Source organism: Microbacterium galbinum, from assembly GCF_023091225.1.
Classification (GTDB): Bacteria; Actinomycetota; Actinomycetes; order Actinomycetales; family Microbacteriaceae; genus Microbacterium; species Microbacterium galbinum.
Window position 1 is genome coordinate 2,572,403 of record NZ_JAHWXM010000001.1, and the last position, 25,553, is coordinate 2,597,955.

Below are 25,553 nucleotides of genomic sequence, written 5' to 3' on the forward strand. Positions count from 1 at the left end.
TCCGCAGCCCTCAGGGCGTGACGACGACCGAGTTGGTGTCGGCGATCTCGGCGAGCACCGCGGCGGGGTCGCCGGTCGTGCAGTCGACGATGACGTACAGCCCGACCCCGACCTCGCTGAACGCACGAGCCGCCATGATCCAGGTGCGGCCGGTGTCCTGGCCGACTACCTGGCGGTTCTCGACCGCGTCGTTGCCGCCGACCTGATAGCTGAACGCGCCCGTCGTCGCGTTCGGGGTGATGTCTTCGGGAGATCCTCCGAGGACGGCGGCGATGACAGCATCCGACGTGGCGCTGTCGTCGCCGGCGACCTGCATGTCGGCACCGATCGTGCCCTGCCAGAAGTGCGCGGTGCAGGAGCCGTCGACCGTGGCGTAGCTCCAGTTGCCCTGCCCGTCGTCGGGGGAGGCCATCTCCCACCCCTCGTCGACGAGCAGTCCGTCGCCCCACTGGATGTAGGCGGTCGACGGGAGGGAGAGACCGTCGTCGAACGACAGCGTGGTCGGGATGCCGTCGGCGGTCGACGTCTCCTCCGGCGCGGGGGTGGTCGTGTCCTCCGCTGCGGGCGCGTCGGCGGGGATCTGGGCGTAGATGCAGCCGCTCAGCGGAAGGAGGGCCGCGGTCACGACGAGGGCGGCGGCGAGACGGGGGAGGGGCATCGAGGGCATACGGGGAGCCTAATCACTCGCGTTCACCTCGCACAGGGGCAGGACTGCCCATGCGGCGTCAGTGCGAGGTCGCGATCCCGAGCCCGTCGTGCACGATGACCGCCGCGACCCGCGCGCCCGCTCCCGCCGCCACGATCAACTGCTGGGGGCCGGGCGCCGCCGCATCGCCCGCCGCGTACAACCCCGCGACGTCGGTGCGCCCGGAGCGATCGGTGAGCAGGTGGCCCGCGGCGTCGCGCGCCGGGTCGATGCCGTCGAGGAAGGGCAGAGAGGCATCCCACTCCGGGCGGACGAACCCGCCCTCGATCGCGACGGAGGTGCCGTCGGCGAGCCGCACGGCCTCGAGCTGCCCGCGGTCGCCGACGAGCTCGACGATCGGATGCCGCTGCACCACCGCTCCGGCGGCGGCGAGTTCGGCCTCCTCCTGCGCGCTCACGACCGAGGCTCCGTTCGTGAACACCGTGAGGCTCTCGGTCCAGCGCGAGATCAGGCGGGCGCGGTCGGCGAGGTCCGCCGTCTCGCCGATCAGGGCGAGCGTGCGCCCCTGCAGCTCCCATGCATCGCAGGCGGCGCAGCTGAACAGGCTCATGCCGTAGAAGCCGCGCAGATCCGGCACCGCGGGGAGCGTCTCGCGCAGGCCGGTCGCGATCAGCACCGCCGGGGCGGATGCCGTTCCCGCGGGCTCGCGGCGGCCGATCTCGGCGGTGAACCCGGCATCCGTCCGTCGCAGCGAGACCACCCGCACCCGTGAGCGGATCTCGACGTTCGGATATGCCGCGAGCTCCGCGCGGGCGAGCCGGCGCAGCTCGTGCGGCGGGATGCCGTCGCGCGTCAGAAATCCGTGCGAGGCGAGTGTGGCGGCGTTGCGCGGCCGGTCGGCGTCGACGACGAGCACCCGGGCGAGGGAACGGCCGAGGTTGAGGGCGGCCGAGAGCCCGGCGGGGCCGCCGCCGATGATGATCACGTCGTACTCGGTGTGGTCCACAGCATCCTCCTGACCTGCGTTCGTCGCGCACGCGGTCTCGGATGGGATGCGGCTGCGCCGCCCGGGCGACGCCGCCGCGAGCCGCATCGGGTAAGGCTCGCCTTACTTTGATTCTGCCATGCGGTGCGGGCACGGCGGTGTCCTAACTCAGGAAAACCGAGGGCGCGGAGGACATTGCCACGTGGAAACCGGGGGTGCGGGCGGCATCCGTCCTGAAACAGTGCCGACCCTGCCGTCCGCAACTCCTCAGACACTCGTGATTCCGGACCATTGCGTGCCGCATTCGCGTCATCCGGGCCATATCGGAGGAGTTGTGAACAGGGCGACGACGGCGACCCGACGGCGTCACGGAGTGATGACGACCGAGCTCTTCGCGAGGAGTGCGCCGAACGCGTCGGTGATGTCGTCCTCGTCCGGGCAGCTCGCGAAGGCGATCACCGTGATCCCCGGGACGTCGAAGGAGCGGCCGGCAAAGACGCCGGACTCGCCGTCCTGCGCGAACGTGACCTGGCGCATCGCGACCGAGTTCCCGAGGTCGCCCTCGAGGGGGAACTTCCCGGTCGTCGGCGGCGCGGTCTGAAAGTCGATGACGAGGTTCATCACGCCGTTCGAGGCGTCGAGATCGTCATCCTCGGCGAAAGGCGTGCCGTAGTTCATGTCGTCGGTCACGGAGTATCCGGCGATGCAGTCGTCGGCGATCCGACGGTAACTCCGACCGCTTTCGCCCTGGCCCGTCTCCTGCTCCTCCCACTCGGTGTCGCCCTGAAGACCGTCGTTCCAGTCCACCTTCGTGTCTTCGTCGAGCGTCTGCCCGTCGACGAAGGTGAAGGTGTAGGGACCCGGTGCGCATCCGGCCAGGGCGAGCAGCGACAGGGCAGCGACGGATGCCGCGACGGTTCGAGTGGGCATGGCGGTGCGGTTCATTCCGCACATCGTAGGGGGATGCGTGCGGATGGCCGGAAAGTTATCCACAGCTGCCAAGGAACTTCGAGTGAAGCGGCGCCACCACGTCAGTGCCGCCACGAGTTGGGGGGCCTGTGACGGAGGGGTGGGGGCGGTGATGGGTGCGTGCCGGGGTGGCGTTCGTGCGCCAAGGCGAGGAGGGCGTCGATGTTGTCGGCTCGTCGAACTCGCGCGGCCGCAACTGTCAATCAAAGTTGAGCCAGTTCATATCAAGTTTGTTTGACAGTCATCTCGCGTCGATGTACAGTTGAGCCATCGCGACTCAGGTTTCCTGATCGCCGCAGATTTTCAGACCAACCATCGTCAGCAACACAAAGGAGAACAACATGGCACGTGCTGTGGGAATCGACCTCGGTACGACGAACTCCGTCGTCAGCGTCCTCGAGGGCGGCGAGCCGAAGGTCATCGCCAACGCCGAGGGCTTCCGCACCACCCCGTCGGTGGTCGCCTTCACCAAGGACGGCGAGGTGCTCGTCGGTGAGACCGCCAAGCGCCAGGCCGTCACGAACGTCGACCGCACCATCGCGTCGGTCAAGCGTCACATCGGAACCGACTGGACCTTCGACGTCGACGGCAAGAAGTGGACGCCGCAGGAGATCTCCGCGCGCATCCTCATGAAGCTCAAGCGCGACGCCGAGTCGTACCTGGGCGACACGGTGACCGACGCGGTCATCACCGTCCCCGCGTACTTCAACGACGCCGAGCGCCAGGCCACCAAGGAGGCCGGCGAGATCGCGGGCCTCAACGTCCTGCGCATCATCAACGAGCCCACCGCCGCGGCCCTCGCGTACGGTCTCGACAAGGGCAAGGAAGACGAGCTCATCCTGGTCTTCGACCTCGGTGGTGGAACGTTCGACGTCTCCCTGCTCGAAGTGGGCAAGGACGACGACTTCTCGACCATCCAGGTGCGCTCGACGGCCGGTGACAACCGCCTCGGTGGAGACGACTGGGACCAGCGCCTCGTCGACTACCTGATCTCGCAGTTCAAGTCCACGACCGGTGTCGACGTCTCGGGTGACAAGATCGCCCTGCAGCGCCTCAAGGAGGCTGCGGAGCAGGCGAAGAAGGAACTCTCGTCCTCGACGAGCACCTCGATCAACCTCCCATACCTCTCGCTCACCGACTCGGGCCCCGTCTCGCTCAGCGAGACCATCACCCGCGCGAAGTTCGAGGACCTCACGAAGGACCTGCTCGACCGCACCAAGAAGCCCTTCGAGGACGTCATCCGCGAAGCCGGCATCAAGGTCGCCGACATCGACCACATCGTGCTCGTCGGTGGATCGACGCGTATGCCCGCCGTCGCCGAGCTCGTCAAGCGCGAGACCGGCAAGGAAGCCAACAAGGGCGTCAACCCGGACGAGGTCGTCGCCGTCGGCGCCGCTCTGCAGGCCGGTGTCCTGAAGGGCGAGCGCAAGGACGTCCTCCTCATCGACGTCACCCCGCTGAGCCTCGGCATCGAGACCAAGGGCGGCATGATGACGAAGCTCATCGACCGCAACACCGCGATCCCGACCAAGCGCAGCGAGACCTTCACCACGGCCGACGACAACCAGCCGTCCGTCGCGATCCAGGTCTTCCAGGGCGAGCGCGAGTTCACCCGCGACAACAAGCCGCTCGGAACCTTCGAGCTCACCGGAATCGCCCCGGCCCCCCGCGGCATCCCGCAGGTCGAGGTGACCTTCGACATCGACGCCAACGGCATCGTGCACGTGTCCGCCAAGGACAAGGGCACGGGCAAGGAGCAGTCGATGACGATCACCGGCGGCTCGTCGCTGTCGAAGGACGACATCGAGCGCATGGTGCGCGAGGCCGAGGAGAACGCTGCCGAGGACAAGAAGCGCCGTGAGGCCGCCGAGGTCCGCAACCAGGCCGAGACCCTCGCGTACTCGATCGACAAGCTGATCAAGGACAACGAGGACAAGCTCCCCGCCGACGTCAAGGAGTCGGTCCAGGCCGACGTCGACGCCCTCAAGACGGCTCTCGCCGGCGAGGACGACGACGCCGTGAAGACCGCGTTCGACAAGCTCAACGAGTCGCAGACGAAGCTGGGCGAGGCGATCTACGCGCAGTCGCAGGCGGATGCCGCTCCCGAGGGCGACGTTCCTCAGGGTGATGCATCCTCGTCCGACGAGGATGTCATCGACGCCGAGGTCGTCGACGACGAGGACGAGAAGAAGTAATCATGGCTGACAAGGACTTCGAAGAGAACAACGGAGTCGCAGGCGAGGGGTCGGATGCTCAGGCATCCGGCCCCGCGCCGCAGAATCCGGACTCCACCGAGGCCGCAGCGGCCGAGGGCTCGGACGAGACGCCGGTCGACGCGATGGATTCGGTTCCTGAGCCTGTCGAAGGGCTCACGGTCGACGACATCCTCGGCGCGACGCAGACCGGTGAGGCCGCGGCGGAGGACGCCGTGCTCGCCGACCTCGAGTCGACGCTGCTCAACGACCTCAAGCGCCTGCAGGCCGAGTACGCGAACTACCGTCGCCGCACGGAGGAGTCGCGCCAGGTCGAGATCGAGCGCGCGAAGGGCGAGGCCGTCAAGGGCCTGATCCCGGTGCTCGACGATCTCGACCGCGCCAGCCAGCACGGCGACCTCGTCGACGGCACTCCCTTCGCCGTGATCGCCGAGAAGGTGCGCGCGGTCGTGGAGCGGCTCGGCGTCGTCTCGTACGGCGAGAAGGGCGAGGAGTTCGACCCGCAGCGCCACGAGGCCATCTTCCAGCAGCCGACGCCCGGCGTCGACAAGACCACGATCCTCGAGGTCGTCGAGGTGGGATACCGCCTCGGAGACGTCGAGCTGCGTCCTGCGAAGGTCGTCGTCGCCGTCCCCGCGGAGTAGGTGATGCATGGCTAGCCAGGATTGGTTCGACAAGGACTTCTACAAGACCCTCGGGGTCTCGAAGGACGTGAGCGAGGCCGACCTCAAGAAGGCCTACCGCAAGCTCGCACGGAAGTACCACCCGGATTCAAACCAGGGTGATGCCAAGGCAGAGGCGACCTTCAAGGAGATCAGCGAGGCGTACTCGGTGCTCTCCGACGCCGAGCAGCGCAAGGAGTACGACGAGATCCGCGCCATGGGCTCGGGCGCCCGCTTCACGGCGGGCGGCTCGGGTGCCGGCGGGTTCGAAGACGTCTTCAGTCGCTTCGGCCAGGGAGGGCGCGGGCAGTCCGCCGACTTCGAGGACATCTTCGCGATGTTCAACCAGGGTCAGGGCGGAGGAGGCTTCGGCAACGGACGCTTCGGGCAGACGAGCGGCGGATTCCGCGGCTTCGGCGGCCCGCAGCGCGGTGCCGATGTCACGGCCCGCACCACCCTCGACTTCGTCACCGCCGTGCAGGGGGAGACGATCTCGCTGCAGGGTGACGACGGCAAGCCGTTCAAGGTGAAGATCCCGGCCGGGGTCGCCGACGGGCAGAAGATCCGTCTGCGCGGCCGCGGTCGGCCTTCGCCGGACGGGGGCGAGAGCGGTGACATCGTGGTGCAGATCACGGTGCGCCCGCATCCCGTCTTCACCCGTGACGGCCTCAACCTGCGCGTCGTCGTGCCGGTGACCTTCACCGAGGCGACGCTCGGCGCGACCATCGAGGTCCCCACGCTGAGCGGAGACGTCGTCAAGCTCCGGGTCGCTCCCGGCACCCCCTCCGGGCGGGTGCTGCGGGTCAAGGGTCGCGGCGTGACGACCGGCAAGGGCACCGGCGATCTGCTCGCCGAGCTGCAGGTGGCCGTGCCGACGCACCTCGACGAGGCGGCGCGCGAGGCGCTCGAGAAGTTCCAGGCTCTGGAGCCGACCGAGAACCCCCGCGCCGAGCTCATGGCGAAGGCGCGGCGATGACGTCCTTCGTCTCGGGGCGTCCTTCGTCTCGTCGCTTCGCTCCTCGCTCAGGAACCGGTTCCAGCCCGGTCCCTGAGCGAGCGGAGCGAGGCGAAGGGCGCTCAGGAACCGGAGAAGAGGCCTGCCATGGACGCTGACACCCCGGTCTTCGCGATCGCCGTCGCGGCCGAGCTCGCGGGCATGCACCCGCAGACGCTGCGCCAGTACGACCGCATCGGCCTGGTCACCCCCGGCCGCACGCGCGGCGGTTCTCGCCGGTACTCGCATCGCGACATCGAGCAGCTCCGTGAGGTCGCCCAGCTGTCGTCCGAGGGGATGAGCCTGCCGGCGATCGCCCGACTGCTCGACCTCGAGGACGAGAATCGGATGCTCCGCCGCCGCATCGCCGACCTCGAGGCCTCTCTGCGTTCCGAGCGCGAGAATCGACCCGGAGTGCGCGTGTTCGCGGCGGGTTCATCCGGTGTGGTGCCGATGCCGTCGGGACGACGTCTGCGTCGTTCGACCGAAGTGGTGCTCTGGAGCCCGCGCGACGGGCGCAACTGACCTCTCCCCACCGACCGGTGTGTATCCTGTCAACTGTTAACAGGAGGTCGGCGTGACACAGATCGTCAAGCGGGCAGAGTCGCTCGGAGCCCAGGTGGCACGCGTGCTGCGTCAGCGCATCGTGCGCGGGGACCTCGCGCCCGGCACCCGCATCACCGAGGAGGCGCTCGCCGAGGAGTTCGACGTGAGTCGCGGTCCGATCCGCGACGCCCTCACGCAGCTCAGCTTCGAGAACCTCGTCGAGGTGCAGCGCCCGCGCGGCGTGTACATCACCGGACTCACGAAAGACGACGTCGACCAGCTCTACAGCCTGCGCGGTGCCCTCGAGCAGCTCGCCCTGTCGCGGGCGATGCGCGTCGACGACGCCTCGCGATGGGCGCCGATGGCGGCGGCCGTCGGGCGCATGGGTGCCGCTGCGGATGCCGGTGATCACGCGGCTTTCGTGACCGCCGACCTCGACTTCCACTCGCAGATCTATGCGCTCGCCGACCACCCGCGGCTCGAGGGGGCGTGGAGCCAGTACCTCCCGACCTTCGCCGCGCTGCTCGAGGTCACGATCAACCACGACGAAGACCTCCACGAGTCCTCGGGCGACCACTTCACGCTCATGGACGTCATGCGCACCGGCACCCCCGCCGAGGCATCCGCTGTTCTGGCCGCCCATCTCAACGGCGCCCGCGACCGGATGCTCGCCGAGATCTCCGACCGAGTCTGACCCGCGGCATCCGCTGTTCCCGACGGGCGCCGGAGCCCGTTCCTCGCGCCCAGTGTTGACTGTTAACAGTCAACACTGTTAGCCTCACGGTGTCGACAACACGGTCGACCCACGTAGAGGAGCAAAGATGCCCCGCAAGCGCATCACCCGGGCGGCCGCCGCACTCGCCGCCCTCGCAGCCACCGCTCTCGTCGTCTCGGCCTGCACCAAGGTCGAAGAGGGCGAAGATGCCGCGTCGGCATTCCCCGAGAAGGACATCCGCCTGATCATCCAGGCCAACCCCGGCGGCGGATCCGACCTGTCGTCGCGCGCCCTCGCGACCGAGCTCGAGAAGATCCTCGGCGTCAGCGTCATCCCCGAGAACATGCCCGGTGCGGCCGGAGCCCTGGCCATGGAGTACGTCGGCTCCCAGAACGCCGACGGCTACGTCATCGGCTTCGCCCCGGTCGAGATCGCCATGCTCAACACCACGCAGGGCGCCAACGTGCTGCCGGAGGACTTCGACCTCCTCGGCCAGATCATGCTCGCTCCCGGCGTCATCACGGTCGGCGCGAACAGCGGCATCGAGACCCTCGAAGACCTCGTCGCGCAGGCGAAGTCCGGCCCCGTGACCGTCGCCAACTCCGGCGCCGGCTCGATCTGGGAGGCCGCGACCGTCGGCCTCGGCACCGCGACCGATGCCGACTTCACCCCGGTCCCGTACGACGGTGGCGCGACCGCCGTCGCCGCTGCGGCATCCGGTGAGACCGTCGCCGCCGTCTCCGGACTCGGCGAAGCGCTCGCGCAGGGCGACGCCGTGCGCATCCTCGCCGTGATGAACGACGAGCGCCACCCCGACGCCGAAGACGTCGAGACGGTCGAAGAGGCCATCGGCGACGACGTCGTGTTCGGTGGGTGGGGCGGAATCTACGCGCCGAAGGGTCTGCCCGACGACGTGAAGGAGACGCTCGAGGCCGCGGTCAAGGAGGCCGTCGAGTCCGACACCTACCAGCAGTTCCAGGCGGATGCCGGCAACCTCGTCGTCTACCGCGACTCGGCCGAGTGGACGACCTTCGTCGACGACCAGTTCACGCTGTTCCAGGACCTCCTGGGCTGAGAGCACTCCTGCGGGGCCGGCGTCCGTCGGCCCCGCAGCGCACCCCTCCAACGAAGGAGAACCCATGTCGACCCCCGACATCGCCGCCGACGCGGCATCCGAGGACGAGTACGAGGGCGCACCCGCCTCGCGGGGCCTCGAGATCGCGTTCGGGGTGGTCGCCCTCGCCTTCACCGCGGGCTACCTCTTCCTCTCCACGCAGATCCCGCTGCGCCGCGAGGCCGCTCCCGGGCAGATCGACGCCCGATTCTGGCCCCTCGTCATCGGCGTCACCGGCGTGGTCATCGCGATCGCGATCCTCGCCGTCGCCCTCACCCGGCCGGCACCCACCCGTGAAGACCTCGAGCGCATCCAGCCCGGCGGCTACCTGCGCGTCATCGCCACGCTCGTGATCACCGGCGCCTTCATCGCGCTCTGGTCGCTCGGCACGGTCATCCTGTTCGGCTACCGCATCGAGGTGTTCCCGGTCGCGGCCGCCCTGCTCATGGCCGCCCTCATGCTCCTCTACGGCCACCGCCGCTGGCTGAGCCTCGTCATCTACTCCGCCTCCGTCACGGCGTTCGTCTACGTCGTGTTCGGGATGCTCCTGAGGATTCCCCTGTGAACGCGCTCATGGAGGGGCTGAACTCGCTCCTCGACATCTCGATTCTGCTGTACATGCTGGTCGGCCTCGTGCTCGGCTTCATGGTCGGCGCCTTCCCCGGCATCACCGCGACCATGGCCGTCGCCCTCGCCGCCGGCTTCACGATGACCCTCGAGCCCGTGCAGGGCCTCGCGGTGCTGCTCACCATCTACGTCGCCGCCAACTTCGGCGACCGCGTGCCGTCGATCCTCATCAACACCCCCGGCACCCCGGCATCCATCGCCACCACCCTCGACGGGTACCCGATGGCGAAGCAGGGCAGGGCCGGACTCGCGCTCACGATCTCGGCGATCGTCTCGGCCGTCGGCATCCTCGCCTCGCTCGTGCTGTTCTCGGTGGCCGCCGTGCCGATCGCGAGCTTCGCCCGTGACTACTTCAAGTCGCCCGAGCTGTTCGCGCTCGTCGTCTTCGGCATCTCGATCATGATCGGCATCTCGTCGAAGTCGATGCTCAAGGGCATCCTCGCCGGGCTCTTCGGTCTCATGCTCGGCAGCGTCGGCACGTACGCCGCGACCGCCGACCAGCGCTTCACCTTCGGGGTGCTCGAACTCGTCGAGGGCGTCAACTTCATCGCCGTGATCATCGGCCTGTTCGGCATCGCCGAGCTGTTCGACCAGCTGCTCACGCACAAGAAGTCGCACGTGCGGCCGATCTCGAGCCTCGGCCGCTGGTGGCCGAACAGGTCCGAGCTCAAGCAGTCGGGCCGCGCCACCGCGGTCGGCGGCGCCGTCGGCCTCGGGGTCGGACTCATCCCGGCCGCGGGCGGCGACATCGCCGGCCTCATCGGATGGGAGCGGGCGCGCAAGGCGTCGAAGCACCCCGAGATGTTCGGCAAGGGGTCGATCGAGGGCGTCGCGGCATCCGACACCGCCTCCAGTGCCACGCTCGGCGGATCGCTGACCACCACGATGGCCCTCGGCATCCCCGGCGACTCCGTGATGGCCGTCATGATCGGCTCGATGATCATCTGGGGCATCACCCCCGGACCCACGCTGTTCACCAACCGCCCCGACCTCGTCGTCTCGATCGTCGGCATCATGCTCGTCGCGACCATCCTGTCGCTCGTGCTCAGCCTCATCCGCATGAAGGGAATGGTGAAGCTGCTCGACGTGCCGCAGCCGTACCTGTGGAGCGGCATCCTGATCTTCTGCATCATCGGCACCTACGCGACCTCGAACAGCCTGTCGACGGTCGTCACGATGCTCGTGTTTGGCGTCGTGGGCGTGCTGCTCAAGCGCATGCAGGTGCCGGCCGGCCCCGTCGTGCTCGGTCTGCTGCTCGGCCCGCTCGCCGAGGAGAACCTCGCCCGCACCCTCGCGATCCTCCCGACGCGCCCGTTCTTCGAGGTCGTCAGCCCGATCGCGATCGTGCTGCTCGCCCTCGCCGTGCTCTCGATCGTGATGCCCGCGATCCGTGCAGCCCGCAAGCCGCGCGCCGAGCGCAAGTCGCTCGAGGACTCGATCCTCGACGACGAGAGCCGCGAGCAGATCGAGAAGGCGCACGACGAACTCGCCGCGAACCCCGACCTGCTCACGTCGACCGTGCGCAACGTCGACACATCCCCCCGCGCGCTCCGCAAGGCGCGCAAGAACTCCAAGGAGAACGAGAAGTGACCCGCTACGACATCCTGACCGCCGTCCCCACCGCGTTCCACCGCGACGGCAGCCTCGACCTGGAGGGGTCGCGCGCGATCTTCCGCTTCGTCGGGCAGTCGGGCAACGAGGGCGCGTTCATCCTGGGCACGACGGGGGAGTTCCCCGCGGTCGACGTCGAGGAGTTCCGCTCCCTCGTCGGCGCCGCGATCGCCGAACTCGCCGACCGCATGCGCGTGATCGTGCACGTCGGCCAGCCCAGCACCTTCGAGGCCGTGCGCCTGGTCGAGATCGCCCGCGGACTCGGCGCGACCGAGTTCGCCGCCCTCACCCCGTACTACCTGAAGTCGACCGATGACGCGATCTTCGACTACTTCCAGGCGGTGTCGGATGCCGTGGGCGACGGGCGCCTGTACGTCTACATCTACCCGGCGCGCAGCGGCAACACCGTCTCGCCCGAGCTGCTCGTGCGCCTCGCGGGGCTGCCGAACGTCGTCGGCGCGAAGCTCAGCGAGCTGTCACTCGACGAGATCGCCGCGTACCGCGCGGTCGTGCCCGCCGATTTCGACCTGTACACGGGAGCCGACCGCGACCTGATCGCCGCCGTCGGTGCCGGCGCGCAGGGCGTCGTCTCGGGCGTCTCGTCGGTCACGCCGAAGCCGTTCCGGGCGCTCGCGGACGCCGGGCGCTCGGGCGATGCGGGAGCGATCGCCGCCGCCCAGACCGCCGTCGACGACGTCGTGTCCCTGATCGGCGGAGACATGGCGCGCATGAAGGAGGCGTACCGCGTGCTCGACGTGGTCGACGCGTACTGCCGCATGGCGATCGCGGAGCCGACCGAGGCCGAGCGCACCGCCGTCGCCGAGGTGGTCGCCGCGCACCGCTGAGTATCTCGTGTGGGGGCGCTTCGACAGGCTCAGTGACCCAGCCGTATGGGTCCCTGAGCCTTGCCTGCGGGCCCCGCCCACAGGAAACCGAAAGGTGGCCTTCCTAGCGTCGAAGACGGGTTCCCCCGCCCGCTCCGCGCCTGGCGCGCGGTGTCCTGCCACGAAGGAAGGCCTCCTCATGACGAACACCACCGCCCACACCTCCGCCGCGACCGCGTGGGGGCTCCTCGTCCTCCGCGTCGTCGTCGGCGGCATCTTCTTCGCCCACGGCGCGCAGAAGATCTTCGAGTACACGCTCGCCGGAACCACGCAGAGCTTCGCCGGGATGGGCGTGCCGCTGCCCGAGATCGCTGCCCCCTTCGTCGCCTTCCTCGAGCTGATCGGCGGGGCGATGCTGGTGCTCGGCCTCTTCTCGCGCCTCGCCGGCATCCTTCTGGCTGTCGACATGGTGGTGGCGCTCGTGCTGGTGCACCTGCCCGCGGGCTTCTGGGTCGGCGAGGGTGGCTACGAGTTCGTCGCCCTGCTCGGCGCCTCCGCGCTGGCGATCGCCTTCACGGGTGCCGGACGCTTCTCGGTCGACCGTGGCGTGCTCCGCGGGCGCGCCCCGGCCTGGCTCGCCTGACCTCAGGAGACGGAACGACGGATGCCGCGGGGCTCAGCCCCCGCGGCATCCGTCGTTTTCCGGAGATCTTTGCACGCGCGAGGTTGCGTAACCATTTGGTGCTTGACAGGGAGAAGACTACGAAGTTATCTTTATGAAACCGATTTCACGCATCCCGAGCGAGGAGTCGGCTGCACCGTCGCAGAGAACTTGCTGGCCAAAGGAGTGAACAGTGAAGTCGAACCCCCTACACCCGTCCCGCAACGCACGCGCGCTGCGGATCACCGGCCTCGCCGCCGTCGCCGCCATCGCCCTCGCGGGCTGCGCATCGGGCGGAGAGAGCGATGCCGGAAGCGCCGGAGGAGAGCTGACGTTCTCGAACTGGCAGTTCCTCGAAGATGGCAAGGGTCCCATCATCTGGGACGCCGTCAAGGGATACACCGGACCGAACGACGACATCGAGCTCACCAAGGTCGAGATCCCGTTCGCGAACTACGCCGACAAGCTCAGCACCGAGCTCGGTGCCGGTGGCGGCCCCGACGTCATGGTGCTGCAGGACAGCCAGTTCGCCTCGCTGGTGGATGCCGGCGTGCTCGAGCCCCTCGACGACATCGCCGACGAGCTCGGCGACGACCTCAACAACACCAACGAGGCGGGCGTGTTCGACGGCGGGCAGTACGGCTTCAACTGGGAGCGCCCGACCTACAGCACCGTCATCTACAACAAGGACATCTTCGCGCAGCTCGGACTCGAGGTGCCGACCACGTTCGACGAGTTCCTCACCACCGCGCAGACCATCAAGGACGAGCTGGGCATCGCCGGCTGGGCGGGTCGTCACCAGACCGCCGAGATCGACGGCTGGACCCTCGAGATGGCCAACTGGATCTACGGGTTCGGCGGCGAGCTGAGCGACGGCGATGCACTCACGATCGACCGCGCCGAGAACGTCGAGGCCGTCGAGGCGTTCCTCGAGACCTTCGCCTCGGGCGTCGCGCCCATCGGCGACGACGCGTCGACGTTCCGCGCGAAGTTCGGCCAGGGCCAGGTCGGGATGCTGTTCGAGAACTCGGGCGTCGCGACCACCATCACGAGCAACCCCGACAACGCCGTGAACGGTCAGAACATGGGCGCGGCCCCGCTGCCGCTGGCGAACCCCGGCTCGAACTCGCAGCTGATCATCGCCGTCAACGCGAACAGCGACAACAAGGAGGCCGCGAAGGACTTCGTGCGCTGGGTGCTCGGCGAGGAGGGGCAGACCGCGATCCGTGCGGGCCTCGGCGCCTCGGCCATGGCGACCGACGTCGAGCCGGATGCCGCGTTCCTCGAGGCGAACCCCTGGGCGACGCAGTTCCTCGAGGCCGCCAAGACCTCGAAGTCGACGCTCGTCGAGGGCTTCGAGACCGAGAGCAAGGTCATCTGGCGCGAGGTGCTCACGGCGGTCGAGGACCTGCGGGTCAACGGCGGCGACGTGAAGGCCAAGCTCGCCGAGGTGCAGGAGACCCTCGAAGCCGAACTCGGCTGAGCACTCCGAGGGGCGGGCGGTTCTTCCCCCGGCCGCCCGCCCCTCGGCCACTCCTGCGACACGCGAAAGGACACCCGGCCATGGCCACCCCCACGCTCGAGGCGCCGCAGACCGCGCCCCCTGCCTTGCCGCCGAGGCGTCGCCGCGACAGCGGTGCGATCTCACGCTTCATCGAGCGCAACGGCGCCTACCTCTTCCTCTTCCCGGCGATCGCCTACCTGGCGATCTTCACGGTCTTCCCCCTGATCCGCGGCGTGCTGCTGTCGTTCACGGCCACCAAGCTCGTGAACCCCTCGGGTGGGCGCCCGGTCGGTCTCGAGAACTACGACTACCTGCTCTCGAGCGACAAGTTCTGGACCTCGGTCGCCACGACCCTCCTCTACACGCTCTTCACCGTCGTGTTCTCGGTGGCTATCGGCACCGCCGGCGCCCTGCTGCTCAACACCGCGTTCAAGGGCCGGGGCATCATCCGCGCGATCGCGACGATCCCGTGGGCCGTGCCCACCGTCGCCGCCGCCCTCATCTTCGTGTGGATCTACAACAACGAGCAGGGCATCCTGAACCGCACCACCAGCGCACTGGGGCTCGGAGAGCACGGCTGGCTCGTCGATCCGCAGTACGGGCTCTTCGCCGTCACGCTCGCGACGGTCTGGAAGCTCACCCCGCTCGTCATGCTCGTGATGCTCAGCGCCCTGCAGAGCGTGCCGCACGAGCTGCGCGAGGCGACCTGGGTCGACGGCGCGACGCGCTTCCAGTCGTTCCGCGCCGTCACCCTCCCGCACATCATGCCGACCATCCGCGTCATCACGCTGCTCATGACGATCTGGTCGATCCGGCGCTTCGAGATCATCTTCCTCATCACCGGCGGCGGACCGCTCGACGTCACCAACACGCTCGTGGTGAACGTCTACCGCACCGCCTTCCAGGACCAGAACCTCGGGCGGGCCGCCGCGATCGGCGCCCTCGGCCTCGTGCTCTCGCTGCTGGTCACGGTCGTCTACTTCATCGTCGAGCAGATCCAGGAACGTCAGGAGAGCCAGCGATGACCACCGTGCGCATTCCCACCGACCTCCCGCGCCGCCGCGGCGTCGCCGCCAAGTTCGGCAGCCTCGGCAAGGCCGCGCTGATCACCCTGCTCGTCGTGTTCGCCGGCTTCCCCGTCTACTGGATGCTGTCGACCTCGCTCGGCACGGAGGCCTCACTGTACGGCGGATCGCAGCCGCTCGTGCCCGAGGTGCAGAACATCGGGCAGTGGGGCGGGTTCCTCGCCGACATCCCGATCTTCCGCTGGCTCGGCAACTCCTTCGTGATCGCCGCGGGCACCACGATCCTCAGCCTGGTGCTGGCGACCATGGCCGCCTACGCGCTCAGCCGCTACAAGTTCCACGGCCGCGGTGTCGCCGGGTTCATCTTCTTCAGCACCCAGATGCTGCCCGAAGCACTGATCATCGTGCCGCTGTACGCGATCTTCGCCGGGGCCGGGCTGCTCAACAGCCATTGGGGCCTCGTGCTCGCCGACACCGCGTTCGTGATGCCGGTGGCGATGTTCATCATCAAGAGCGGCATCGACAAGATCCCCTACGAGATCGAGGAGTCGGCGCGCATCGACGGATGCTCCCGCCTGCGCATCCTCACCACCATCGTGCTGCCACTGGTCATGCCGAGCATCGCGGCCGCCTCGGTCATCGCGTTCTTCGACGGCTGGAACGAGTTCATGTTCGCGAACACGTTCATCTCGTCGAGCGATCTGTGGCCGGCATCCGTGGGTCTGTCGTCGTTCCTCGGCCAGTTCTACACGCCGATGAACGTCGTGATGTTCTGCGCCCTGCTGTTCGCCCTGCCCGCCATCATCTTCTTCCTGTGGGCGCAGCGCGGCATCGTGTCGGGGCTGACCGCCGGATCCGTCAAGGGCTGAGCGCCCTGCAACCTGGAGTATCGAAAGACATGTCTGAAGGATTCGACCCGCTGTTCTCCGTGCGCGACAAGGTGGTGGTCGTCACCGGCGGCTTCGGCCAGATCGGCGCCGAGTTCGTGCGCGAACTGCACGGGCGCGGTGCCCGCGTCGCCGTCACCTCGCGCCGCGAGGTGGCCGACCCGTCGGCGGAGCTCGGCATCGCCGACCCCGACGGACGGCTGCTCGCGGTCGCGATGGACATCACCGACCAGCAGAGCGTGGATGCCGGATTCGACCGGGTGCTGGAGACCTGGGGCGTGCCGACCGTCGTGGTCAACAACGCGGGCCTCGACACCCAGCCCAGCGCGCCGCCCGAGGTCTCGGGCCCGTTCGAGCAGTTCCCCGCCGAGGTGTTCCGCGAGGTGGTCGACACGAACCTCGTCGGCACCTTCCTCGTCACCCAGGCGGCCGGTCGTCGGATGCGCGACGCCGGACTCGGCGGCTCGATCGTCAACGTCGGATCGATCTACGGCATGGTCTCGCCGGTGCAGGACATCTACGCCTACAAGGCCGAGCAGACCGGCATCCCGTTCATCAAGCCGGTCGCGTACTCGGCCGCGAAGTCGGGCCTCTACAACCTCACCCGCTACTGCGCGACGTACTGGGGGCGCGCCGGCATCCGCGTCAACACGCTCACGCCCTCGGGTGTGCGCCGCGACACGCAGGACGCGACCTTCCAGGCCAACTACACCGCGCGCATGCCGATCGGACGGATGGCCGAGGCGAACGAGTTCAACGGCGCCCTGGTCTTCCTCGCCTCCGACGCTTCGACCTACATGACCGGCTCGAACGTCGTCGTCGACGGAGGGTGGACGGCGTGGTGAACGACCTGCTGGGCACGCGGCTCTTCATGGCCGCCGTCACCCCGATGCGCTCCGACGAGAGCGTCGACCATCAGGCGCTCGCCGCGATGCTCGACGGCGACATCCGCCGGGGCGTCGAGGGCGTCTACGTGTGCGGCTCGTCGGGGGAGGGCGTGCTGCTCTCGGAGGCCGAGCGCATCGCGGTGGCCGAGACCGCCGTCGCCGCCGCCGCGGGTCGCGTGCCCGTCGTCTCGCACGTGGGTGCGATGTCGACCGGTGAGGCGGTGCGCATCGCGCAGGCCGCGAAGGATGCCGGGGTCGGCGCGATCTCGATGATCCCGCCGCTCTACTACGGCTACTCCACCGACGACGTCGTGAGGCACTTCCGCACCGTGATCGACGCCGTCGACCTGCCGTTCGTGCTCTACAACATCCCGCAGTTCACCGGCCGCGACATCTCGGAGGGCGGCTTCGACGAACTGCTCGCCCTGCCGCAGGTGATCGGCGTCAAGCACACCTCGCGCAACCTCTACGGCGCCGAGCGCATCCTGCACCGCTACCCGCACCAGACGCTCATCAACGGGTTCGACGAGTTCTACCTGCCGGCGCTGTCGATCGGTGCGCGAGGAGCGATCGGCACCACCGTCGCGCTGCAGATCGAGCTCTTCCTGTCGCTGCGCCGCCGGTTCGAGGCGGGCGACCTCGCCGGGGCGCGCGCCGTGCAGGTGCGCATCAACGACACGGTCGAGGCGATGGTCGAGGTCGGCGTCTTCGGCGCCGCGAAGTACCTCGGCGGCAAGGCATCCGCTCTGTCGCTCGGTGACTGCCGTTCGCCGCTGCCGCCCCTCGACGACGCCGCGCGCGCCCGACTCGACGAGGTGCACGCCCGCCTCCAGCACCACATCGCGACGACCGCCGCCGAGGACGCCGCCTGACCCCGCGCGCGTGCATCGACCGGTGCGAAATGACGGTTCTCGCGGGCCATAGTCGACGTTTCACATCGATCGATGCACCGGCGGGGCGGATAGGGTGAAGCATCCGGGCAGCAGAGGGCGGGATATGACCACGATCTACGACGTCGCGTCGCGCGCCGGAGTGTCACCGGCGACCGTCTCGCGCGTGTTCAACGGCACGAAGGTCTCGCCCGAGAAGGTCGAGGCCGTGCGCCGTGCGGCCGCCGATCTCGACTTCACGCCCAACCGTGCCGCCCGCAGCCTGCGCACGCAGACGTCAGAGGTGATCGCGCTCGTCATCCCCGACATCGAGAACCCGTACTTCACCGAGATGGCCCGCGGTGTCGAAGACGTCGCGAGCGAGGCGGGGTACTCGGTCGTGCTCTGCAACTCCGATTCGCAGCCCGACAAGGAGTCGACCTACCTGCAGATCGCCATCGCCGAGCACATGTCGGGCGTCATCATCGCCGCGGCATCCGACGCGACGAACCTCGACAGCATCCTCGCGACCGGTCGCCCCGTTGTCGCGGTCGACCGCGCCACGCGCTACGACCTCGACGGCGTCGTGATGGCGAACCGCGAGGCGGGCATCGCGGCGACCGAGTCGCTGATCGCCGCCGGCTACCGCCGCATCGCCTACATCGGCGGGCCGGAAGACATCGACACCGCCGCCGATCGTGCCGCCGGGTGGCGGCAGGCGCTGACGGATGCCGAGCGCGAAGCCGACATCGCGGCACTGCAGCGGTTCGCGACGTTCCGGGTCGACGGGGCGCGGGCGGCGATGGAGGAGCTGTTGGCGCTCCCCGAACCACCGGATGCCGTCGTCGCCGGTAACAACCTCATCGGCGTGGGGGCGATCCAGGTGCTCACCGAACGCGGGCTGACCCCGCCGCAGATCGGCGTCGCGGTCGTCGGATCGCTCCCGTTCACGACGCTGTCGCCGACGGCCGTGAGCCTCGTGCGTCTGCCGGCGCGGCACATGGGCGTGACGGCCGCCCGCATGCTGCTCGAGCGCATCGCCGGCGACGCGCAGCCCGCCCGCACGGTCGTACTGCGCGGCGAGACCCAGCGCGCGAGCTCGACCCGCTAGTCGCCGGCCCTGCAACTGGGTCCCTGAGCTTGTCGAAGGGTCCCGCCCGGGGATGCTTCGACAGGCTCAGCACCCCAGGGCTGGTGTCTCGGCTGAGGCTGACTACGCAACCACAGATTCCACTTGCGAGCTGAAATCGATTTCACATATCCTGAAACCGAGCGTGATCAAGGAGGACCACCATGCGATGCACCCTCGGGGTCGACGTCGGCACATCCAGCACCAAGGGCGTGCTCACGGCATCCGACGGCACGATCCTCGCCACCGCCACCCGCGCGCACGACGTCTCGCGTCCGCGCACCGGCTGGGTCGAGATGGATGCCGCGATCTGGTGGGACGAGTTCGCCTCGATCGCGCGCGAACTGATCGCCGCCCACCCGGATGCCGAGATCTCCGCCGTCGGCGTCAGCGGCATGGGCCCGTGCATCCTGCTCGCCGACGAGAACGACGAGCCCGTGCGCCCCGCCATCCTCTACGGCGTCGACACCCGCGCGACCGCGCAGATCGAGCGCATCACCTCCGACCTCGGGATCGACGAGATCACCCGCGTCGGCGGTTCGGTGCTCACCTCGCAGGCGGGCGGCCCGAAGATCGCGTGGATCGCCGAGGAGGAGCCGGATGCCTGGGCGCGCGCCCGTCGCCTCTTCATGCCGGCGTCGTGGCTCGCCCGCAAGCTCACGGGCGCCTACGTGCTCGACCACCAGTCGGCCAGCCAGGTCTCGCCGCTCTACGACATCGAGAACGAGCGCTGGCACGCTCCGTTCTGGGGCCGCTACGCGACCGCGATCGTGCAGCCGCGCCTCGCCTGGGCGGGCGACATCGCGGGAACGGTGACGGCGCAGGCATCCGAGATCACCGGTATCCCGGCCGGCACCCCCGTCATCACCGGCACGATCGACGCCTGGACCGAGGCCGTCAGCGTCGGCGCGCACGAGGTCGGCGACCTCATGCTCATGTACGGCACGACGATGTTCCTCGTCGCGACGGGTGAGGAGACCCTCCGCACCCCGTCGATGTGGACCACCGCCGGTGCCTTCCCCGGCACCCGCAATCTCGCGGGCGGCCTCTCGACCTCGGGCGCGCTGACCGCCTGGCTCGCAGACCTGACGGATGCCGACTACCCGCAGCTCCTCGCCGAGGCCGAGGCATCCGGGGCCGGCGCCCGCGGCCTGCTCGTGCTCCCGTACTTCGCGGGGGAGCGCACCCCGATCCAGGACCCCGACGCCCGCGGCGTGATCGCCGGCCTCACCCTCGAGCACACCCGCGGCGACCTGTACCGCGCGGCCCTCGAGGCGACCGCGCTCGGCGTGCGCCATAACGTCGAGACCATGCGCGCGGCCGGCGCCGACATCCGCCGCATCGTCGCGGTCGGCGGCGGCACGCAGGGGCGGCTCTGGCTGCAGGTCGTCTCCGACGTCACCGGTCTCGTGCAGGAGGTTCCGGCGACCACGATCGGTGCGAGCTACGGCGCCGCCTTCCTCGCCGCGGTGGCCACGGCCGACGAGCCGCCGCTGATCACCGACTGGAACCCGGTGACCGACACGATCACCCCGAACGCCGATCTGCGCACGACCTACGACACCCTCTTCGACCGGTACGTGCGCCTGTATTCGGCGACGGCCGACGTCGTCCACGAACTCGCCGCCGACCAGCGCGGCGCCACCCGCTCCACGACCACCGCATCCACCCCCGCATCGGAGGAATCATGACCTACACCCTGCCGACCCCGGCATCCCACCCGGCATCCGCCCCGAAGACCGCGTACCTGATCGCCTCGGGCGACCTGCGCGAAGCCGCCAACACCGGCGGCTGGCCCGTGCAGGTCGAGCTCGAGGCGGGCGTCACCGGCGTCTTCAACGACCTCGGCTGGACCGTCATCCGCGCCAACGACGTCGACCCCGCCACCGGCCACGGTTTCATCTCGAGCCAGCGCATGGGCCTCGAGGTCTTCAAGAACATCCCGACGGATGCTCCGCTCATCGTCGCCGAGGCCGTCTGGCAGTACTCGCACCACGTGCTCGCCGGGCTCCGCACGCACCAGGGGCCGATCCTCACGGTCGCGAACTTCGCGGGCGACTGGCCCGGACTGGTCGGTCTGCTCGGGCTGAACGCCGGACTCACCAAGATGGACAAGCCCTACGCCTCGATCTGGTCGGTCGACTTCACCGACGAGTGGTTCAAGAACGGCATCAAGGAGTGGACCGAGACTGGCGCCATCACCCACGACGCCTCGCACGTGCGCCCGCTGCTCGAGCTGCCCGACAGCCCCGAGAAGCAGCTGGGCGAGGCGCTCGCCGCAGAGCTGCTCGCCGAGAAGGCCATCATCGGCGTCTTCGACGAGGGCTGCATGGGCATGTACAACGCCATCTTCGACGACGAGCTGCTCAACCAGACCGGCATCTACAAGGAGCGCCTGTCGCAGTCGGCGCTCTACGCCGAGATGCTCGAGGTCACCGACGACGAGGCGAACGCCGCCTACGACTGGCTGATCGATGCGGGCATGACCTTCGTCTACGGCGAGGATGCCGCCACCGAGCTCACCCGCGAGCAGGTGCAGTGGCAGCTCAAGATGTACATCGCCGCGCTGCGCATCGCCGACGATTTCGGGCTCGACGCGGTCGGCATCCAGTACCAGCAAGGACTGAAGGACCTGGTTCCGGCGTCCGACCTCGCCGAAGGCATCCTGAACTCCACCGAGCGCCCGCCGGTCACCTCGCGCGATGGCTCGCGCGTGCTGCACGAGGGCCGCGCGTTCCCGCACTTCAACGAGGCCGACGAGGGCGTCGCGGTCGACGCGCTCGTCACCGACCGGGTGTGGCGCGCGATGGGCCTCGTGCCCGACAACACCCTGCACGACGTGCGCTGGGGCGAGGACTACGACGGCCAGTTCGTGTGGGTCTACGAGATCTCGGGCTCGGTCCCCGCCTCGCACCTCGGCGGATGGCAGAACGCCGAGGGCTGGCGCCAGGGCCACGTGTTCTTCCCGGCCGGCGGCGCCACGATCAACGGCGTCTCGAAGCCCGGTGAGCTCGTTCTCTCGCGCGTGTTCATCGCCGACGGCATCCTGCAGGCCGACATCTTCCGGGCATCCGTCGTCGAGCTGCCCGCCGAAGAGACGCAGCGCCGCAAGGACGCCACGAACCCGGAGTGGCCGATCGCCCACGTCGTGCTGCACGGCGTCTCGCGCGACCAGTTCATGGCCCGCCACAAGGCCAACCACGCCCAGACGGTCTACGCGCCCGACGCCGAGACCGCCGACAAGGCGCTCGTCGCCAAGGCCGCGATGTTCGCCGGCATGGGCATCAAGGTCAACCTCGTCGGAGACGTCGCGGTCTGATCCCCGGCCCTTCGTCTCGTCGCTTCGCTCCTCGCTCAGGAACCGGTCTTCTCCGTCGGTTCCTGAGCGGGCGAAGCGAGACGACGGGCGCTCAGACCTCCGTGTTGCGCGACACGTACGCCGTGCGCTCCACCACCGGCCGCACCAGCTCGGTGATGCCGCGCCGTTCCAGAAGCGCCGCGTCGTCGGCATCCTTCGACGTCACGAACGCGGGGTCGGCGCCGGACTCGCAGGCATCGACCCAGGCCTGGAAGATCGAGCCGCCCGGACTCATCGCCCCGCGGCTGATCGGCGTCTCGTCCTCGTCGACCTCGACCACGATGCCGAGCGTGCGCTTCGGCGCCGGGCGGCGTTCGCGCAGCTCGGGGATGAGCTCGGCGAAGCGGCGGCCGATCGGCTTGGCGGTGCCCGTCTGGTCGACGAGGCCGAGCGTGTACTCGAGGTCGGGGAAGTCGGCGAGGTCGCGGCTCACGTCGTGCGAGCACCACCACGTCACGCCCCACAGGTCGTCGGTGCGAGCGACCGAGCGCAGCGTCGCCTCGAGGAAGTCGGGGGTCTGCTCGGGGGTGAGGCAGTTCGACGGCGCCCCGACCTCCTGCAGCCAGATCGGCTTGTGCGGGTCGGTCGCGAACGCGCGCGCGAGCTCGATCATGTACTCGGCATGACGATCGGATGCCGTCGACCGCCCGCCGTACTTCTGCGCGGTGCCGTTGAAGATCCACGAGTGCACGGTGGTCATCGCGCCGAGCCGTGAGGCCAGTGCCGGGGTGAAGCCGTGCCCGTCCATGTACCAGGCGGCGTCGTACTCGCTGTGCACGTGGCGCTGCGCGGGCGCGGATGCCTCGGCTGCATCGAGCAGCGTCGTGATCCAGTTCGCGGCCTCGGCCTCGGTGACCGGCCAGGGCGAGGGATGCGTCTGCGCCGAGAACTGGTTCGTCTCGTTGCCGAGCGTGAAGCCCAGGAAGTTCCGGGCATCCGTCAGTCGCTCGCCCAGGCGTGCGACGAGCTCGGCCTGGCCGCTGAGCGCCTCGGGGTGCGTGAACATGTTCTTGTCGTGCCAGGTGAACAGCCACGACGGGATGAAGTCGAAGCTCGACAGGTGCCCCTGGATCACGTCGACGCTCGCATCGAGTCCGAACTCCGCGGCGACGTCGACCACGGCGCGCACATCGTCGACGGCTTCTTCACGGATGAGCGTTCGGTTGGGCTGCAGCACCGTCCACAGCGGGAAGATGCGCAGGTGGTCGAGGCCGAGATCGGCGAGGGCGGCGAAATCGCGGCGCACCTCGTCGAGGTCGAGCGACATCCACGCGTGCATCCACTTCGATCGCGGCGTGTAGTTGGCGCCGAAGCGCAGGGGGTCGGCGGGGGAGAGGGCGACGTTGTCCATCCGGCCAGCCTAGCCACGGCATCCGCACGATCGCCGACCCCGGTGACGTGCGGTCAGTGAGGAACGCCCGGGGCTACCGCGCGCCGGAGAACGCCGCGAAGTCGGCGTACGACACGTCGGCGTAGGCGCGTGCCCAGTCGAGGATCGCCTCGCCGACCACGCGTCCGCCGCCGATGTAGCCGGCGACCTCGGTGGCGGTGACGCACTGGCTGTGCGCGCGGGCGATCACGGCGGCGCAGGCCTGCGCGTAGGTGACGAAGGGGCCGTCGTCGAGCTCCTCGACCTCGACCCCGCCCTTCATGTCGTGGAACTGCCGCACGTAGTAGTCGGCTGCCGGTCCCCGCAGGTGGCCGAGGAACGGGTCCGACACGGCCTGGAGGATCCGCTGCATCGCGACGACCCGTGCTCCCTCGCCGTGCTCGTCGATGATGTGCTGGAGCCCCGCGGGTTGATCCACCCGTCCGTACTCGACGAGCACGCTCTGTGAGGCCTGCTTCGGCTGCATCAGCAGGGTGCCGCCGGTGCCGTCCTGGAACAGCACCAGGTAGCAGCGCGTACCGACGCTCCCGACCCCCACGACTCGGCGGGCGACGTCGCTGACGTCGAAGTGCTCGAACAGCAGCGCGATGTCGGCGCTGGCGTTGCGGCGGTACTGCATGACGAGCTCGTGCACGATCGCGAGCACCTCGGGGCCGACCGGGCTCGTGGTGGGCTCCTGGTGCACGAAGCGGCGGCGGCCCGCGGCATCCGTCTCGGTCAACCGGCGCACGGCGCGCTCGCCGGTGCGGCGCTGGGCCTGCCGCACGGCCCCGCGGATCGCCTTGCGCGCGGCCGGATCGAGCAGCCCGCGCGAGGATTCGACGTCGAAGTGCGTGAAGTAGCGCGCGGTCGGGGTGAGCCGGGTCGCCCGACGGATGCCGCGGACGTACGACGCGACGGCCGCCCGCACCGCCTCGTCGATGACCTCGTCGCTGCGTCCCGTGGCCCGTCCGCCGACGACGATGCTCGCCGCGAGCCGCTTGACGTCCCATTCCCAGGGCGCCCACGCGGCCTCGTCGAAGTCGTTGAGGTCGAACATCAGGCTGCGCTCGGCCGAGGCGTAGAACCCGAAGTTCGACACGTGGGCATCGCCGCAGGACGCGACGAGGATGCCGGAGTGCGGGGCATCCGCGAGGTCCGCCGCCATGAGCGCCGCCGTGCCGCGGTAGAACGCGAAAGGGCTCGCCGCCATGCGTTCGGTGCGCAGCGGCACCAGTTCGGGGATACGGCTGCGGTTCTGGCGATCGAGGATGCCGAGGGGATCGCGGGGTGTCGTGGCGAGCGCGGCGAGGGCGCGGCGCGGGGTGCGCTTGCGTGAGGCGACGCCCCGGTCGCGCAGTGCATCGCGCGTGATCGGGGGCGTCCAATCCGGGGTCATGGGGTCATTGTGGCAGTCCGGCGGTGCGTACGCGTGAGAGATTTGAGGGATGATCCGTGCCGCCGACCTCCGAGGGGCGGATGCCGTCGCCGTCGGGCGCCTCGTCGAGGACTACCTCCGTCAGACCGAGAGCGAGAAGGTCGCCCACGGTGCGGCGCCGGCCCCGGCATCCGATGCCCTGCCCGACGCCTACCGCCGCGAGGTCGACGACCCGGCGGATGCCTACGGCGACTGCCGCGTGTTCGTCGCCGAGCTCGACGGCGAGGTGGTCGGGGTGGTGGTGCTGCGACCCGATGCCGAGGGCGTCGAGATCAAGCGGCTCTGGGCGTCGCCCGAGGTGCGGGGCCGGGGTGTGGGATCGGGGCTGCTCGACGCGGCGATCGCGGCCGGCTCCGGCGACGTGCGCCTGTCGGTCTGGGACTGGCGGGGCGACGTCATCCGCCTTTACGAGTCGCGCGGGTTCGTGCGCGTGCCCTCGTGGGACGCTCGTCCGGCCCTCGTCTGCATGCGCTTCTCTCCTCGTGAGGGGTCGTGACACGCCGCACCGGAACCTCGACGC

General features: G+C 69.3%; 24 protein-coding genes. 19 read left to right on the top strand and 5 right to left on the bottom strand.

The window, feature by feature from the left end; genetic code table 11:
- Positions 1–10 precede the first annotated feature (10 nt).
- The 3 genes from KZC52_RS12300 to KZC52_RS12310 all read right to left on the bottom strand — a co-directional run bounded on the left by KZC52_RS12300 (position 11) and on the right by KZC52_RS12310 (position 2,576).
- On the bottom strand, positions 11–667 hold the full coding sequence (locus KZC52_RS12300) for a hypothetical protein (RefSeq protein ID WP_247624329.1): 657 nt from the start codon (positions 665–667) through the stop codon (positions 11–13).
- Positions 668–725: 58 nt separating this feature from the next.
- A complete protein-coding gene (locus KZC52_RS12305) occupies positions 726–1,652 on the bottom strand; it encodes an NAD(P)/FAD-dependent oxidoreductase (RefSeq protein ID WP_247624330.1) in 927 nt (308 codons plus the stop codon).
- 345 nt (positions 1,653–1,997) lie between these two features.
- Complete coding sequence (locus KZC52_RS12310; protein ID WP_247624331.1) at positions 1,998–2,576, bottom strand: hypothetical protein; 579 nt, start codon at positions 2,574–2,576, stop codon at positions 1,998–2,000.
- A 365-nt stretch (positions 2,577–2,941) separates the two neighbouring features.
- On the opposite strand from KZC52_RS12310, the gene dnaK reads away from it, so the two are divergent.
- From dnaK to KZC52_RS12400, 18 genes are all read left to right on the top strand, one after another.
- The gene (gene dnaK / locus KZC52_RS12315) at positions 2,942–4,795 is read left to right on the top strand and encodes a molecular chaperone DnaK (RefSeq protein WP_247624332.1); all 1,854 of its coding nucleotides are present in this window, start codon (positions 2,942–2,944) and stop codon (positions 4,793–4,795) included.
- A gap of 2 nt (positions 4,796–4,797) precedes the next feature.
- A complete protein-coding gene (locus KZC52_RS12320; protein ID WP_247624333.1) occupies positions 4,798–5,457 on the top strand; it encodes a nucleotide exchange factor GrpE in 660 nt (219 codons plus the stop codon).
- 7 nt (positions 5,458–5,464) lie between these two features.
- Positions 5,465–6,451, top strand: a complete 987-nt coding sequence (locus tag KZC52_RS12325) for a DnaJ C-terminal domain-containing protein (RefSeq protein ID WP_247624334.1) — start codon at positions 5,465–5,467, stop codon at positions 6,449–6,451.
- A 126-nt stretch (positions 6,452–6,577) separates the two neighbouring features.
- Positions 6,578–6,994 (top strand): heat shock protein transcriptional repressor HspR, encoded by a 417-nt coding sequence (locus KZC52_RS12330; RefSeq protein WP_247624335.1) that lies wholly within the window; start codon positions 6,578–6,580, stop codon positions 6,992–6,994.
- A gap of 52 nt (positions 6,995–7,046) precedes the next feature.
- Entirely contained in the window at positions 7,047–7,709 is a 663-nt protein-coding gene (locus tag KZC52_RS17595; protein WP_247624336.1) for a GntR family transcriptional regulator, read from the top strand.
- 127 nt (positions 7,710–7,836) lie between these two features.
- Positions 7,837–8,805: a tripartite tricarboxylate transporter substrate binding protein gene (locus tag KZC52_RS12340; protein WP_247624337.1), complete on the top strand. Its 969-nt coding sequence runs from the start codon at positions 7,837–7,839 to the stop codon at positions 8,803–8,805.
- A 64-nt stretch (positions 8,806–8,869) separates the two neighbouring features.
- Positions 8,870–9,409 (top strand): tripartite tricarboxylate transporter TctB family protein, encoded by a 540-nt coding sequence (locus KZC52_RS12345; RefSeq protein ID WP_247624338.1) that lies wholly within the window; start codon positions 8,870–8,872, stop codon positions 9,407–9,409.
- Positions 9,406–11,061: a tripartite tricarboxylate transporter permease gene (locus KZC52_RS12350; protein ID WP_247624339.1), complete on the top strand. Its 1,656-nt coding sequence runs from the start codon at positions 9,406–9,408 to the stop codon at positions 11,059–11,061. Before KZC52_RS12345 ends, KZC52_RS12350 begins: the two co-directional genes overlap by 4 nt.
- On the top strand, positions 11,058–11,927 hold the full coding sequence (locus KZC52_RS12355) for a dihydrodipicolinate synthase family protein (RefSeq protein WP_247624340.1): 870 nt from the start codon (positions 11,058–11,060) through the stop codon (positions 11,925–11,927). The genes KZC52_RS12350 and KZC52_RS12355 overlap by 4 nt, the downstream gene beginning before the upstream one ends.
- A gap of 178 nt (positions 11,928–12,105) precedes the next feature.
- Entirely contained in the window at positions 12,106–12,549 is a 444-nt protein-coding gene (locus KZC52_RS12360; protein WP_247624341.1) for a DoxX family protein, read from the top strand.
- 211 nt (positions 12,550–12,760) lie between these two features.
- A complete protein-coding gene (locus KZC52_RS12365) occupies positions 12,761–14,050 on the top strand; it encodes an ABC transporter substrate-binding protein (RefSeq protein ID WP_247624342.1) in 1,290 nt (429 codons plus the stop codon).
- Between the two features lie 80 nt (positions 14,051–14,130).
- A complete protein-coding gene (locus KZC52_RS12370; RefSeq protein ID WP_247624343.1) occupies positions 14,131–15,096 on the top strand; it encodes a carbohydrate ABC transporter permease in 966 nt (321 codons plus the stop codon).
- Positions 15,093–15,965: a carbohydrate ABC transporter permease gene (locus KZC52_RS12375; RefSeq protein WP_247624344.1), complete on the top strand. Its 873-nt coding sequence runs from the start codon at positions 15,093–15,095 to the stop codon at positions 15,963–15,965. Before KZC52_RS12370 ends, KZC52_RS12375 begins: the two co-directional genes overlap by 4 nt.
- Before the next feature lie 29 nt (positions 15,966–15,994).
- Positions 15,995–16,828, top strand: coding sequence for an SDR family oxidoreductase (locus KZC52_RS12380; RefSeq protein ID WP_247624345.1), 834 nt, complete (start codon positions 15,995–15,997; stop codon positions 16,826–16,828).
- Positions 16,822–17,742: a dihydrodipicolinate synthase family protein gene (locus tag KZC52_RS12385; RefSeq protein ID WP_247624346.1), complete on the top strand. Its 921-nt coding sequence runs from the start codon at positions 16,822–16,824 to the stop codon at positions 17,740–17,742. The genes KZC52_RS12380 and KZC52_RS12385 overlap by 7 nt, the downstream gene beginning before the upstream one ends.
- 124 nt (positions 17,743–17,866) lie before the next feature.
- Complete coding sequence (locus tag KZC52_RS12390; RefSeq protein ID WP_247624347.1) at positions 17,867–18,850, top strand: LacI family DNA-binding transcriptional regulator; 984 nt, start codon at positions 17,867–17,869, stop codon at positions 18,848–18,850.
- Positions 18,851–19,032: 182 nt separating this feature from the next.
- The gene (locus tag KZC52_RS12395; RefSeq protein WP_247624348.1) at positions 19,033–20,559 is read left to right on the top strand and encodes an FGGY-family carbohydrate kinase; all 1,527 of its coding nucleotides are present in this window, start codon (positions 19,033–19,035) and stop codon (positions 20,557–20,559) included.
- Positions 20,556–22,187 (top strand): fucose isomerase, encoded by a 1,632-nt coding sequence (locus KZC52_RS12400; protein WP_247624349.1) that lies wholly within the window; start codon positions 20,556–20,558, stop codon positions 22,185–22,187. Before KZC52_RS12395 ends, KZC52_RS12400 begins: the two co-directional genes overlap by 4 nt.
- A 91-nt stretch (positions 22,188–22,278) precedes the next feature.
- Here KZC52_RS12400 and KZC52_RS12405 read toward each other — a convergent pair whose 3' ends face one another.
- Positions 22,279–23,577, bottom strand: a complete 1,299-nt coding sequence (locus KZC52_RS12405) for a glycoside hydrolase 5 family protein (protein WP_247624350.1) — start codon at positions 23,575–23,577, stop codon at positions 22,279–22,281.
- Positions 23,578–23,650: 73 nt separating this feature from the next.
- Positions 23,651–24,994: a DUF2252 domain-containing protein gene (locus tag KZC52_RS12410; RefSeq protein ID WP_247624351.1), complete on the bottom strand. Its 1,344-nt coding sequence runs from the start codon at positions 24,992–24,994 to the stop codon at positions 23,651–23,653.
- 49 nt (positions 24,995–25,043) lie between these two features.
- Here KZC52_RS12410 and KZC52_RS12415 point away from each other — a divergent pair, with 49 nt between their 5' ends.
- Positions 25,044–25,529 (top strand): GNAT family N-acetyltransferase, encoded by a 486-nt coding sequence (locus tag KZC52_RS12415; RefSeq protein ID WP_247624352.1) that lies wholly within the window; start codon positions 25,044–25,046, stop codon positions 25,527–25,529.
- Positions 25,530–25,553 lie beyond the last annotated feature (24 nt).

Excerpts from the sequence above, each read along its gene's own strand:
- KZC52_RS12320 (WP_247624333.1), top strand. The coding sequence starts at position 4,798 with ATGGCTGACAAGGACTTCGAAGAGAACAACGGAGTCGCAGGCGAGGGG.
- KZC52_RS12400 (WP_247624349.1), top strand. The coding sequence starts at position 20,556 with ATGACCTACACCCTGCCGACCCCGGCATCCCACCCGGCATCCGCCCCG.
- KZC52_RS12380 (WP_247624345.1), top strand. The coding sequence starts at position 15,995 with ATGTCTGAAGGATTCGACCCGCTGTTCTCCGTGCGCGACAAGGTGGTG.
- KZC52_RS12410 (WP_247624351.1), bottom strand. The coding sequence starts at position 24,994 with ATGACCCCGGATTGGACGCCCCCGATCACGCGCGATGCACTGCGCGAC.
- KZC52_RS12395 (WP_247624348.1), top strand. The coding sequence starts at position 19,033 with ATGCGATGCACCCTCGGGGTCGACGTCGGCACATCCAGCACCAAGGGC.
- KZC52_RS12340 (WP_247624337.1), top strand. The coding sequence starts at position 7,837 with ATGCCCCGCAAGCGCATCACCCGGGCGGCCGCCGCACTCGCCGCCCTC.
- KZC52_RS12300 (WP_247624329.1), bottom strand. The coding sequence starts at position 667 with ATGCCCTCGATGCCCCTCCCCCGTCTCGCCGCCGCCCTCGTCGTGACC.
- KZC52_RS12330 (WP_247624335.1), top strand. The coding sequence starts at position 6,578 with ATGGACGCTGACACCCCGGTCTTCGCGATCGCCGTCGCGGCCGAGCTC.
- KZC52_RS12360 (WP_247624341.1), top strand. The coding sequence starts at position 12,106 with ATGACGAACACCACCGCCCACACCTCCGCCGCGACCGCGTGGGGGCTC.
- KZC52_RS12405 (WP_247624350.1), bottom strand. The coding sequence starts at position 23,577 with ATGGACAACGTCGCCCTCTCCCCCGCCGACCCCCTGCGCTTCGGCGCC.
- KZC52_RS12415 (WP_247624352.1), top strand. The coding sequence starts at position 25,044 with ATGATCCGTGCCGCCGACCTCCGAGGGGCGGATGCCGTCGCCGTCGGG.
- KZC52_RS12375 (WP_247624344.1), top strand. The coding sequence starts at position 15,093 with ATGACCACCGTGCGCATTCCCACCGACCTCCCGCGCCGCCGCGGCGTC.
- KZC52_RS12370 (WP_247624343.1), top strand. The coding sequence starts at position 14,131 with ATGGCCACCCCCACGCTCGAGGCGCCGCAGACCGCGCCCCCTGCCTTG.
- KZC52_RS12345 (WP_247624338.1), top strand. The coding sequence starts at position 8,870 with ATGTCGACCCCCGACATCGCCGCCGACGCGGCATCCGAGGACGAGTAC.
- dnaK (WP_247624332.1), top strand. The coding sequence starts at position 2,942 with ATGGCACGTGCTGTGGGAATCGACCTCGGTACGACGAACTCCGTCGTC.
- KZC52_RS12325 (WP_247624334.1), top strand. The coding sequence starts at position 5,465 with ATGGCTAGCCAGGATTGGTTCGACAAGGACTTCTACAAGACCCTCGGG.
- KZC52_RS12310 (WP_247624331.1), bottom strand. The coding sequence starts at position 2,576 with ATGAACCGCACCGCCATGCCCACTCGAACCGTCGCGGCATCCGTCGCT.
- KZC52_RS12390 (WP_247624347.1), top strand. The coding sequence starts at position 17,867 with ATGACCACGATCTACGACGTCGCGTCGCGCGCCGGAGTGTCACCGGCG.